Origin of the sequence: Pedobacter sp. (genome assembly GCF_035566355.1) — a bacterium.
Lineage (GTDB): Bacteria > Bacteroidota > Bacteroidia > Sphingobacteriales > Sphingobacteriaceae > Pedobacter.
Genome location: NZ_DATMRL010000166.1, coordinates 1 through 12972 on the forward strand (window position 1 = coordinate 1; position 12972 = coordinate 12972).

Below are 12972 nucleotides of genomic sequence, written 5' to 3' on the forward strand. Positions count from 1 at the left end.
ATCTGCGCTGCCAATCTGCTTAACGTCATTGTTACGGAAGCTGATCCTAAACTGGTGAATTTAAGCGATTATTCCAATGCAGGCATAGAAATAAGATAGTCTGCCTCAAAACTTTTTTGCAATTTCTTTGTTCTTCCTTTAGCTGAACCTGAAGACACTTTGGTTTGCAGGCGGTTAATCATCTATATCTGAAAAAAAATGGAGAAGCGGATATTAATTGTAGAGAACGATCTGGAAATGGAGGACATCTTTAAAGAGATTTTCTCAGATAATGGTGAAGAGGTGTTCTTCTATGAGGAAACTGATGACATTTTGGAATTGGTAGAGAAGCATCGCCCAACCATTGTTATCCTGGATTACAATTTGAATGGAGTTAATGGTGGAGAGCTTTGTAAACTCATTAAGGCTAGTGGAAAACATAAACATATTCCAGTGTTATTACTGTCTGCATTTCCTAAGTTTATTTACAGCAACGAAAATGTAGGCAATAATGCTTTTTTAGAGAAACCATTCGATGTTGATGAATTGAAAACCGTTGTAGAACATATAATTAATGGATCACCAAAATGATGATTTATTTAAAGCTTTTCTTCAGAAAACGCATGTTGGCTTAGTCCTTAAAAAGGAAGAATTATCATTTAGTATTTATGAAGCTGGTGATAATTATCTGAAAATAACAGGGTTGAACAGGGAAGCTCTTATTGGAAAGGATATATTTGACGTAGAAAAAGATCTGTTTCCTTCCAATATCCTGGAGGTACTGGAAAGGGTGGTGATGTATAAATCTGAAGCTGAGATCAGTCCTTTTCTCCTTATACCCATCAATCATTCCAAAAGTATATACATATCCATCCACATTTCTCCCGTAGTTGATCATAAAGGGGACGTAGAATACTTGTTGTACACTGTTAAGGATATTGATCAGGAAATCAGGTTCGCAAATGAACGGGCTAACCGCAATTATTTTATGGAGCTGATTGAACAGGCACCGGTAGGCATGGGCATCCTAAAGGGGAAAGAGCTGATTATTGAATCTGCCAATACCCGAATGCTCGAACTATGGGGAAAGAACAAATCTGTATTAAATATGCCTATGGCTGTTGCCCTGCCAGAATTAGAAGGGCAGCCTTTTTTAAGACTGCTGCAAGATGTCTATACCTGGGGGGAAGCTATGGTAGGTAACGAAGCCAAAGCTTTTATTTTGCGCAACGGAAAGCTGGAAACAGCTTATTTTAATTACGCATACCAACCGATCAAAGATAAAAAAGGGCATACTACAGGCATTATGATGATTGCTACCGAGGTTACCCCTTTGGTATTGGTTAAACAGAAGCTGGAAGAGAGCGTATCGAGTTTCAGAAGTGTTGTGATGAATGCACATTATTCATTGCTGGTATTGAAAGGAAAAGACTGGATTGCTGAAATAGCCAACCAGCGTTTATTGGATCTGTGGAACAAAAAGAAGGAGGAGGTTATTGGCCTGCCTCTGTTGCAGATCCTTCCTGAGTTGGTTGGACAGCCTTTTCTTGAATATCTGAAAACTGTTTATGAAACAGGAGAACCATACGGGCAGGAAGAAGAGGTATTCTATTTCAATACGGGCAACGGAATTGGAAAGAAATATGTGAGTTTCTTTTATGATCCGATGATTGATGCTGAGGGACGTGTTTATGGGGTTATTGTTGGTGCCGAAGATATTACCGCGAGAGTAGAAAGCAGACATAAAGTAGAACGGGCAGAAGAAATGCTCAGGATTGCAATTGAGTCAGCAAACCTGGGTACATGGCATTACGATCCGCTCAGTAAGCGCCTAACGGTTTCTCCAAGGTTGAAGGAACTCTTTGGCTATAAGTCTAATGAAGAAATGACCTATGATACGGTTATTGCACAGGTTACTGAGGAGTACAGAGGTGTGGTCCAGAAAGCTATTCAATCTTCGGTCATTAAAGGTGAGCATTTCGATCTGGAGTTCTCCATTAAAGGCCACTACGATCAGCAATTGCGCTGGATGAGGGCCACAGGAAGAATTTACAGAGATAAAGAAGGAGTTCCCGTTCGGTTTTCAGGAATCCTGCTGGACATCACAGAACATAAACAGGATGAAATCCGGAAGAATGATTTTATTGCCATGGTGAGCCATGAATTGAAAACCCCGCTTACTTCATTAAAAGCCTATGTTCAATTATTGAGTTCCAAGGCAAAAGCAAGTGGAGATATTCAGGCTACAAATTCCCTGAGCAAAGCGGATGGGCAGGTCAATAAGATGAACAACATGATTAAGAGCTTTTTAGACTTGTCACGTCTGGAAGCCGGTAAGATTAACCTGGAAAAGCAGCAATTTTGTTTGAATGAACTGATTGCCGAAGTCATTGAAGAAATTACACTCACAGATCGGACACATAACATTTCGACCGGAAACAGCCAGGAAGTTATGGTTTTTGCAGACCGCGAAAAGATTGGGCAGGTCATTAATAACTTAATTGGTAACGCCATCAAATATTCTCCGCAGGGTAAAATTGTAGAGGTACTTTGCAAGGAAGTGAATGGAGAGACTTTGGTGAGTGTCAGGGATGAGGGGATCGGTATTCCAAAGGATGATATCGGTTTGTTGTTTGACCGCTTCTACCGGGTAGAAAGCAGAAAGTTTAAAACCATCTCCGGATTTGGTATAGGCTTATACCTGAGTGCTGAAATTATTAAGCGCCATGACGGCCAGATATGGGTAGAAAGTGAAGAGGGAAAAGGCTCCACGTTTTATTTTACCCTGCCGCATAAAGATCTAATTCTATAAGTTCTGCTATTCATATAAAAGAGGGTACCCAAGGGCACCCTCTTTTATATTAAATGATAATTGGGTTAATAACCATAATAATGTCTGTGATGGTGAGGTCTGCCTCCACGTTCGGCAACGATACATGAACTAAAGCTAACAGCTACTGCCAGCAAAAGAAATAGATACTTAATTGTTTTCATATTATAGGTTTTTATGTGTTAATGATAAGACCCTATGGAAATGAAAAGGTTTAGTCGCCGGCACAGATAATGTTAGAATGAATAACGCAAGGTAGCTCCATAAGTTCTTGGATCACCAAGTACACCGGCGTATAGGCCAGAATTACCCGCGGCAGCCTGCAATTGTTCGTAATAATTTTTATTTGTAACATTTCTGCTCCAAACAAATGCAGAGAACTTATCCGATTTAAATCCTAAACGGGCATTAAATAAAGAATAGCCGTCAACATTCAATACACTCGAAGGTGTGGGGTTTGAAGAATATTCTGAGCGGTAACTCGCATCTCCCGCAATAAAATATCTACCCGCTTTAGTTGCCAGATTACCCGGAACACTAAATTCTGCACCGCCAGAAATATTCCATTTAGATATCCCCGGTAAACGACCTCCAGAAGCATCTTTAAACGCCACCTGCGTAGCCACGCCATTAACCGATTCGGTATGGCCGGTTTCTTCAAGAGGCAACGGAGCATTAGTGAACTTTACATATTTGCCATCCAGATAAGCCAGCGCAGCATTTAGCGTAAAAAACCTTTCCAATTGATAAGTTCCATCAAGCTCTAAACCTTTTACATTTACCTTTTCTGCATTGGCAAGATAGCCTCTGTTTACACCCAATTGTGGCGATTGAACATTGGTTTGATAATCTTTAATATCCGTATTAAAAGCACTCACATTAACCAATGCACCTTTAAAAGGTCTGGTTTTAACGCCCAATTCATAATGTTGAACATATTCTGGTTTTACTACAGCCAAAGACAAATCTGCTGCTCCGGTAGAAGTAGTTGGTAAGCCTCCAACGTTAACACCAACTGGTTTATAGGCAGTTGAGAAAGTTCCGTATGCATTTAAGCTGGGGTTAGGACGATAAGATAAGGTGATGTTTCCAGACAAATTATTATTGTCTACATTGGTTGTGAATTGCTGGTTGCTATACACTGCAGCTTTCAGTGCCAGCAATGCCGCATCTGTAGTTTGCAGACCACCATAGGTTACCCTGTTATAATCCACATCCTTCTTATCATACGTATATCTTAATCCAGGTAAAATATGCAGGTGGTTCAAAAACTCCCAGTCTACCTGAGCAAACACAGCAGCACTTAAAGATTTAATGGTTGAATTGGTTTTGATACCGTAACCATCCAGTAAACCAGGCGTTGAATACAAGGCTTGAGCGCCTGTATTACTGGTTTGTACAAACCTCCACTGATCTTTGCCTACTTCTTCCGTTTGGTCTAAACCTTTTAAATTCTGTCCAAGAAAAAATACACCAATTACACCGCTTACTTTTTCGGCCAGATTACCAGCATATCGAACTTCCTGAGAATATTGGTCATGACGGGAGTTTCCCTGAGATTTGGTCAACGCAGATAATTCAGAGAAATCCCTGTCGTTTGTAGGATCCCAGTTCCAGAATCTCCAGGCCGTCGTAGAAGTCAGCGTTCCGTTGCCAATTTTATAATCCACATTTACGGATATACCCCCAATGGACTGATTGTGTCTCCATGGTGTATTGGTATTGATCTCTCTGGAAAAAGGATCTATTTTAGGCTGCTGATAACCCAAATCAGAAACGATTTTGGCATACTGGCGATAAGCGCTTCTTTCCGTTGTAGCCACACCTGCAATCACCAGCGGATAGCCGGCAGGATGCTGAATGCTGACATCACCACTTAACAATACCTGTAGCTTATCTGAAGGTGTGTAATACAACTGACCTTTAAAACCAAGGTTGTTTTGACCGCTATATTTGCGTTCTTCTTTGGTGTTCCAGATGGTACCGTCGCGCTGAGTCCCAGAGATAGATAGCCTGGCGGCTAGATTTTTTGCAACGCTTCCCGAAACAGAGGTTTTAGCCTGAATAAAATTATAATTTCCGAAACTCAATTCTACTTTTCCGGTTGGGATCTGAGTTGGTTTGGCGGTAGTGATGTTAAACGCACCTGCAGTAGTGTTCTTGCCAAATAGAGTACCCTGAGGTCCTCTAAGGATTTCAATTTGCTCAATATCAAGGAAATCTGTAGAAGTAGCCGCAGGACGTGCCTGGTAAACCCCGTCTACATAAAAGCCAACACCCGGATCAATACCATCATTGGTTAAACCGAACGTAGAGCCTAAACCCCGGATATTAAGTGTGGTATTTCTGGCATTTGAAGCATACAATTGTACCGAAGGAACCAGCTCTTTTAAACGGTTAACATTAAACGCCCCCGCATTTTCTGCAGCTTGCCCACCTATAACGGTAATGGCAATAGGCACATCCTGGAGTACCTCCGAACGTCTCCTTGAGGTTACCACAATCTCATCGAGTTGTGAGCTTTCAATCAAAACCAGTTCAAAAGGGGTATCCTGGAGTTTTAAAATCTGGAAATCCTGAGGCTTGTAACCAATTGAACTGACCCGAAGGTAAAATGGAAGGTCTTGTTTGGAGTGGATACTAAACTTTCCGTCGTTATCTGCAATTGCAGAAATACTGGTGCCTCTGATCACTACTGTAGCATGTGGAATAGGAGCGCCGTTGCTACCCTTTATGACACCTGTTATCGCATCCTGGGCAAAAACATAATTTGCCGTGAGTATAAGTGAAAGGATAAGAAGTAAATTTTTTTTCATCTGTTTAAGCTTTGTTTTTCTTTTGTGATGAAGCGATCAGATTTAATTATACCACGGTGTGGATTGAAAAATCATAATGGTTCATCATGTTATTACTAATGGTTTGTTGGTTATAAAAAATTGCAAAGTAAAGCCACGTGGATGTTTTAACGTCCAGTCATATTTTCAAAATATGGAGGTTTGCAGGTGCCTTAATTTTGCAAGGCAATACTTGAGCTATATCAACAACAACAGCAACCGTCTAAAAGGAAAGGCATTCCTTTCTGAGATGTTTTTCTTTTCATTTTCTTAAAATGTAAGTCTGTTTTCATTTGGATCTAAGTTGTAGATAGCTATTTAGTTATGCGAAGATAACACTCTTTTTCATTAAAAAAATAAAATCTATAGATTTTGTAGTTTTTATTTTAATAATAGAAAGAAAAAGGCCTGGATCTTATGATTCAGGCCTTTTATTTTTCAGCAAAGCAGTACGAAGTTCAATGTTAAAGAGATTTCTTTTGATTGGCAAGCGCCCAGTCTTTGAATTGCACAATTGCTTTGCTTAATACTCCAGCAGACCCTTTAAATTTACCCGATCCGCTTGGTACATCCCCCTGGCCATACCATTCATAAAAACCTTTGTTTTTTACCACGCGATCGATCATAGGACGAACTTCTTCATAGGCTTCTTTTACAAAACCATTTGCAATGAGTTGCTGGATCATTCTTGCACCAAACCAAGTCCAGTCGCCACCATTTTGATAGACATAAGGTTTAGCCATTCCTCCGGTAAAAAATCCCTCAGGATAGGTAGGATATAAAGTCAGACCAATACTGGGCATTCCTGATAGCTTTACATTTTCTACCATTTTCTTGTTCACTGCAGCGATTTCTTTTTTAGACAACAAGCCAGCTTCTATTGCAACTGCTGTTCCGCCGTGATAAAAGATCGTATTTTCATCAAAGCCAGCAGGGATGGGAGACTTATCCGGGTAGATATGCGGAATGAACTTCTGGTTTTTTGCATCCCAAAGATATTTTCTCACATTCTGATATATGCCCCTTTTTAATTTGGTCCATTGCTCTGCTTTATGTTTGTCTGGAACAACATCTATTAAATATTGCAGCGCGATAATGAACATCGCATTATCATAAACGTCAATAGCTTCGTTAGATAGTTCATTCCAATCACAGCCAAAAGTGTCATGTGGTTGAACATCGCCCCAGTCTGCAGTCATTGCTCCCCAAAGTAAACCGTATTGCTTATTGTAACGTTCGCGCAACAGGTAATCAATCATTTTCTCCATTCTTGTCAGTACGGTTAAACCTGCTACTTTTTCATCCAGCAAACCAACATCTCCAGTCTTTTTGATGTATTTTCCTACCAGCTGAATGAGTGAGGTTTCCTGATCCGTTTCAACGGTGTTTTTAAAACCAACATGGCCCGGAGCTGCATCAGAGTAATATGGTGTATCGTCATTCCATGTAAAATCCTTTTTTAGTACATAACCATCTATCATTTCATCATTTTTTTGCTGGAGCGCAAAGAAGAGAAGGATGGCTCCCCGGACATCTTCTTTGGAACGTACCTCTAAAGAAGTTTCAATCAAGGTATTAAAGTCGCGTGCCCAGATCTGAGAGTAACCACTTCCTGCATTAAAGCCTTCTTTAATTACATCCTTTGCCAGATTGTCTACAACGGTTAATGACGAATCAGCAAGAATCCGGGCGGCCAGTTCCTGATTTTGGGCCATTCCCTTAGTAGGGCAGGCGGTTATTAAAAAAGCACAGGATAAGATATAAATTGAATAGGATTTCATTTGTTTAATTAAATTTCTAGTTGTTTTTGTAATTGGATTTGATCAGAGGAAGATCCGATCATGATGGTGAATGTGCTGGTGGATTCAAATACCTTTTTCATATGCATGTCAATGATGGATAAATCATCAGTGGTCAGTTCAAATTCTACAAGTTTTGATGTACCCGCTTTAAGGTGGATACGTTCAAAATGCTTCAACTGCTTCACAGGTTGAGATGTTGAGGCAAACTGATTTTTCACGTAAAGCTGGGCCACTTCTTCTCCATCATATGCCCCGGTATTCTGTAAAGTAAAGGATACCCGATAAATTCCTTTGGTGGTGTCTTTGTTGATGTTTAAGTTTTGATAAGCAAAAGTCGTATAACTCTTGCCATAACCAAAAGCGTAGCGAGGGGTTGCTTCCTCTTCCACATAACGATGGTCGAGCGGGCTTTTCCTGTTGTAATGAACAGGGATTTGTCCAACACTTCTGGGTACTGAAATAGGGAGTCTGCCCGCGGGATTATAATCTCCAAATAATACATCTGCAACAGCTGAGCCGCCCTCCTGGCCAGGGTACCAGGCACACAGCAGTGCATCCGCATTTTCAGCTGCCCAGTTCATATTTAATGGCCGCCCTTGTATGTAGACCACAATAAGAGGTTTTCCTGTCTTTTTTAAAGCCTTTAATAAATCCATTTGCTTGCCAAGAAGGTCAAGTGTAGAGCGATCAAAGCCTTCGCCACTCTCCATATCTCCAATGGTCTTATCTGTTGCAATTGCCGCCCCTGTTGTTGCATATTCTGTTTTAAAATCACGTGCGCTGGATCCACCAACAACAGCGATAACCACGTCCGATTCCTGTGCTGCAGAGACAGCCTTAGAGATGGTGTTTTCTGTGGTGTCCCGAATGGCACAGCCTTTAACATAGCTTACTTGCGTGGCCGATAATTTTGAGCGAAGACCCTGTAATACCGTAATCACATTACCCTCAGGTTGCGGAGCGGTATAATCGCCCAGCATATTGTATACATTGTCTGCATTAGGGCCTACAACAGCAAGCTTAACTCCTTTTTTCAATGGGAGAATACCATTTTTATTTTCCAGCAGGACGATCGATTCTTTGGCAACCTGGCGGGAAAGTAAGATCTGCTCAGGTGTTTTAATTTCCTTTTTAGCTTTTTGAGGATCTACAAAAGGATGTTCAAATAAACCCATTTCAAACTTTAAACGGAGCACCCTGCATACTGCAGTATCAATGAAACGTTCTTCAATGCTTCCATTTTCAACAGCAGCTATCAGGTTGGGATAAGCATTTCCTCCCAGATCCGCATTTAAACCAGCTTTAAGTGCCAGAATAGAGGCTTCGGTATAATCCCGGGCAATGCGATGGCTTCCTTTTATACCCTCTATACTTCCCAGGTCAGACACTGTAAAACCTTTAAATCCCCATTCTTTAATTAGTATATCGGTCAATAAGAAACTATTGGAACTACAAGGAACACCATCTATGGAATTATAAGCGGCCATAATTGATTTGGCTCCGGCATTTACAGCCGACTGAAAAGGAGGGAGGTAATACTCTCTAAGTTCCCGTTCACCAACGCTGGCAGCAGCCCCGTTGTGTCCTCCTTCGGGTATTGCATAAGCCACAAAATGCTTGAGGGTGGCTATGGTGCTGTAAGGGGCAGCCAGATTCCCTGCACCTAATCCTTTGATGATGGAAGCCGCAAGCGTTCCGGTTAATACCGGATCTTCACCATAACTTTCTTCCACACGCGACCAGCGGGGATCACGCGATAAATCCAATACAGGCCCATAGCTGATATGCCCTCCTTGTAAACGCACTTCTTTCGACACGCATGCCGACATCTTCTCTAATAACGACGGGTTCCAGGTGGAAGCTTGACCAATACCTGTTGGAAATACAGTGGTGCCGATGGCCATATGGCCATGAGGGGCCTCTTCTGCCAAAAATATAGGAATACCTAAACGCGTGTTTTGTAGCATATATCGCTGCAACTCGTTTGCAGCTTCTGCTGCCATCTCCGGATTAAGACCATTGGTTAAGGTTTTTTGTGTCCATGGATCGGCTCTGAATGTTGCCCAAAGCATTCCAATCTGTTTTTTGGATACGATGTCCTTGAATTTCTGAGACACCTTAACTTTATTTCCTTGTCGTTCGTACATTTCCCATCCCAGGGGACATAAAAGCTGGCCCACCTTCTCTTTGAGTGTCATTCTTTTGATTAAATCCTGAGTCCTCGAGGCTATAGGCTGACTGGCGTCTTTATAGACTGGCTTCTGGCAATAAGAATGAAGGGGTAAGGAAAGAAAAATACAGATGGTCAATAGGGGAAGTTTACGCATTGTGTTGATTGTCGAAATGTATGTATATACAAGTATAGTAAAATTTAAATATTTTTAATAAATATGTATGTACATTTGAATAACCAAAACTGTAAACCAAGATGAAAAGAATTGTTCTCTTCTTATTAATTAGTACGCAAACCATCTTAATTTATGCTCAGAAAGAAAATGGGCCAGTCCAATATGTGAGGCCCAATATCGGCTCTGCACATAGCCGATACTTTTTTTATACGCCTGCTGCAGTTCCTTTCGGCATGGCCAAATTGGCCCCCAGCACGAATGGGAGTGAAGGAAACCCATCAGGATGGGAAGCGGTTGGCTATGACGACCGTCATACTTCCATAGAAGGTTTCGCAAATTTTCATGAATTTCAGATTGGGGGAGTAGTCTTTGCACCAACGGTAGGAAAATTGAAAACATCTCCTGGTAAAAAGGAGGAAAAAAATTCAGGATACAGGTCTTCATTTGATAAATCGGACGAATATGCCACCGCTGGATATTATCGCGTGCTTTTAAAAGATTACGATATAAAAGCAGAGCTTACGGCAACAGAAAGGGTTGGTTTTCATCAATATACTTTTCCGGAAACAGATGCCGCCAATATTATATTTGATATCGGTCATAAGATGGGCGAGAGCGGTCCGGTCATAGATGCAAAAGTGACTTATGATCATGGCTATGTATGGGGCTATGTGGTTACCAAACCTGTATATGTTCAGAAATACCAGGAAGCAGCAAATGTGACCATGTACTTTTATGCGGTACTTGATAAAATGCCTGCCTCTTATGGCGCATTTAGAGACAGTACACAGTTTAAAGGGCTTAAAACTATGCAGGGAAAGGGTGCTGGAATATATTTACAGTTCAAAACAAAGAAGGGTGAGCAAATTGGAATTAAAACCGGCCTTTCTTACACCTCTGTAAACAACGCAAAACTCAACTTGACAAAGGAAGCCTCTGGGTTAACTTTCACAAAAGCAAAGGCCAATGCCATTCAAAACTGGAATAAGTCATTGGGCAGGATTGAAGTAAAAGGTGGTTTAGAGCAAGATCGCATTAAGTTTTATACCGGACTTTATCATGCGCTTTTAGGCAGAGGCCTGGCTAGCGATGTGAATGGTGCATATCCAAAAAATGATGGGGGTGTAGGACAGATCCCGTTAAAGGAAAACGGTACTCCGAAATATCATCATTACAATACAGACGCCATTTGGGGTGCCTTCTGGAATTTAACTCAGCTATGGTCCATTGCCTATCCAGAATACTATAACGACTGGGTACAAAGTCAATTGTTGGTGTATAAAGATGCCGGCTGGCTTGGTGATGGCATTGCTACAAGTAAATACGTATCTGGTGTTGGAACGAATTTTACGGGGCTGGCCATCGCTGCGGCTTATAATGTAGGCATTCGAAATTATGATGTTCCTTTGGCCTATGAAGCCGTGCGTAAAAATGAACTGGAAAGTAAAGGCCGTATTCCCGGGGCTGGGAAGTTAGATGTTGGCGTTTTTGTGGAGAAAGGTTATTCGCCCTATATCAAGGACCAGAGTGGTAACCCGGAACTCAATACTCAAGGTTCTGCTTTCGGGGCTTCACATACCTTGGAGTATTCTTTTTCCGCCTTTGCAGCCGCACAGTTCGCCAAGTCGCTTCATAAAATGCAAGATTATAAACAGTTTACTAAACTCTCAGAAGGTTGGAAATTACTGTATGATCCCAGTACAAAATTCATGAGGCCTAAGGATACTCATGGTAAATTCTTAGATAAGTTTAATCCTTTGGAGCCTTGGAGAGGCTTTCAGGAAGGCAATGCCTGGCAATATACATTTTATGTGCCTCAAGCACCGGAGCAATTGGTCAGTCTGATAGGAAAGGAGACATTCAACAGCAGACTGGATAGCATCTTTACTGTTTCGCAGAAAAATTTATTTGGTGGGGGCACGCAGATTGATGCCTTTGCAGGAGTTGAGAGCCTGTATAATCAGGGAAATCAGCCAAATTTACATGTTTCCTGGTTATTTCATTATGCAGGCAGACCAGATCTGAGCCAAAAATGGGTTAGGGCAATTTGTAATGAATTTTACGGGGCCGATCGAATACATGGGTATGGATATGGACAGGATGAGGATCAAGGGCAGTTGGGTGCGTGGTACGTACTGTCTGCAATGGGGCTTTTTGATGTAAAAGGACTCACTGGATCTGATCCTTCTTTTCTAATTGGAGCACCCTTGTTTGAAACAGTAAGGATTAAACTTCCAAAGGAGATACGAAAAAACGAGTTCCTGATTAAAGTTAGTGAACAGGATCCAAAGCATCCATATATCCAGCGTGGAACGTTCAATGGCAAGCCATTGAACAGCTTGTTGCTCAAATTTCAGGATTTGGTTAAGGGGGGAGAACTGGAATTGGTGCTTGGGAGTCAACCTAAAAGGGGGTATTGAAAATGTGTACCCGTAGCTTGAATAAAAGCTGCGGGTACACATTCATTTGCGATTTAACGCCATCCTAATCCGGGTGCTACGTGTTCTAAAATAGAAGAAAGTGCATGCACATTGTAATCCACACCTAATGTATTGGGAATGGTCAAAAGGATCGTGTCTGCCTCTTGGATAGCTTCGTCCTCCGCTAACTCCTTTATAAGTTGATCTGGCTCTGCAGCATAGCTTCTTCCAAAAATGGCGCGTTTCTCCGATTCAATCATTCCGATTTTATCGACCCGGTCGGTTTCCTGTCCAAAGAAATAGCGATCCTGATCGTTTACCAATGCGAAAATAGACCGGCTCACGGAAACCCTAGGCTCACGATTGTGTCCTGCTTTTTTCCAGGCATCTTTGTACAACCTGATCTGTTCTGCTTGTTGTATATGAAATGGTTTGCCACTTTCATCGTACTTCAGGGTAGAACTTTGGAGGTGCATTCCCTTTTCGGCCGCCCAAACAGCAGTAGCATTAGAAGCAGCTCCCCACCAGATGCGTTCCCTTAACCCTTCTGAGTATGGCTCCAGGCGCAGCAGGCCCGGCGGATTAGGAAACATTGGATAAGGATTAGGCTGGGCAAAACCAACACCTTTTAGCTTATCCAGGAATTCCAATGCCTTGTGGCGTCCCATATCCGCGTCCGTTTCCCCTTCCTCTAATTTATATCCGAAATAGCGCCAGCCATCGATTACCTGTTCCGGCGAACCTCTGCTGATTCCCAGT

7 protein-coding genes are annotated in these 12972 nt (G+C 41.7%); 3 read left to right on the plus strand and 4 right to left on the minus strand.

Annotated elements, in window-relative coordinates:
- The first annotated feature begins 198 nt into the window (after window positions 1-198).
- Window positions 199-570 carry a response regulator gene (locus tag VNZ46_RS06485; RefSeq protein WP_325559282.1) on the plus strand — a complete coding sequence of 124 codons (372 nt, stop codon included), beginning with the start codon at window positions 199-201 and terminating at the stop codon, window positions 568-570.
- On the plus strand, window positions 554-2791 hold the full coding sequence (locus VNZ46_RS06490; protein WP_325559283.1) for a PAS domain S-box protein: 2238 nt from the start codon (window positions 554-556) through the stop codon (window positions 2789-2791). Before VNZ46_RS06485 ends, VNZ46_RS06490 begins: the two co-directional genes overlap by 17 nt.
- A gap of 254 nt (window positions 2792-3045) precedes the next feature.
- Here VNZ46_RS06490 and VNZ46_RS06495 read toward each other — a convergent pair whose 3' ends face one another.
- The 3 genes from VNZ46_RS06495 to VNZ46_RS06505 all read right to left on the minus strand — a co-directional run bounded on the left by VNZ46_RS06495 (window position 3046) and on the right by VNZ46_RS06505 (window position 9772).
- Window positions 3046-5625, minus strand: a complete 2580-nt coding sequence (locus VNZ46_RS06495; protein WP_325559284.1) for a TonB-dependent receptor — start codon at window positions 5623-5625, stop codon at window positions 3046-3048.
- Between the two features lie 482 nt (window positions 5626-6107).
- A complete protein-coding gene (locus VNZ46_RS06500) occupies window positions 6108-7424 on the minus strand; it encodes a GH36-type glycosyl hydrolase domain-containing protein (protein ID WP_325559285.1) in 1317 nt (438 codons plus the stop codon).
- An 8-nt stretch (window positions 7425-7432) separates the two neighbouring features.
- Window positions 7433-9772 (minus strand): glycoside hydrolase family 3 N-terminal domain-containing protein, encoded by a 2340-nt coding sequence (locus VNZ46_RS06505; RefSeq protein WP_325559286.1) that lies wholly within the window; start codon window positions 9770-9772, stop codon window positions 7433-7435.
- Between the two features lie 101 nt (window positions 9773-9873).
- Between VNZ46_RS06505 and VNZ46_RS06510 the strand changes: the two genes are divergently transcribed.
- Window positions 9874-12213, plus strand: coding sequence for a GH92 family glycosyl hydrolase (locus VNZ46_RS06510; RefSeq protein WP_325559287.1), 2340 nt, complete (start codon window positions 9874-9876; stop codon window positions 12211-12213).
- A gap of 53 nt (window positions 12214-12266) precedes the next feature.
- On the opposite strand, the gene VNZ46_RS06515 is transcribed toward VNZ46_RS06510, so the two are convergent.
- Window positions 12267-12972 (minus strand): LLM class flavin-dependent oxidoreductase (locus tag VNZ46_RS06515; RefSeq protein ID WP_325559288.1); only part of this gene is annotated, 706 nt, incomplete at its 5' end.

Excerpts from the sequence above, each read along its gene's own strand:
- VNZ46_RS06485 (WP_325559282.1), top strand. The coding sequence starts at position 199 with ATGGAGAAGCGGATATTAATTGTAGAGAACGATCTGGAAATGGAGGAC.
- VNZ46_RS06490 (WP_325559283.1), top strand. The coding sequence starts at position 554 with ATGGATCACCAAAATGATGATTTATTTAAAGCTTTTCTTCAGAAAACG.
- VNZ46_RS06495 (WP_325559284.1), bottom strand. The coding sequence starts at position 5,625 with ATGAAAAAAAATTTACTTCTTATCCTTTCACTTATACTCACGGCAAAT.
- VNZ46_RS06500 (WP_325559285.1), bottom strand. The coding sequence starts at position 7,424 with ATGAAATCCTATTCAATTTATATCTTATCCTGTGCTTTTTTAATAACC.
- VNZ46_RS06505 (WP_325559286.1), bottom strand. The coding sequence starts at position 9,772 with ATGCGTAAACTTCCCCTATTGACCATCTGTATTTTTCTTTCCTTACCC.
- VNZ46_RS06510 (WP_325559287.1), top strand. The coding sequence starts at position 9,874 with ATGAAAAGAATTGTTCTCTTCTTATTAATTAGTACGCAAACCATCTTA.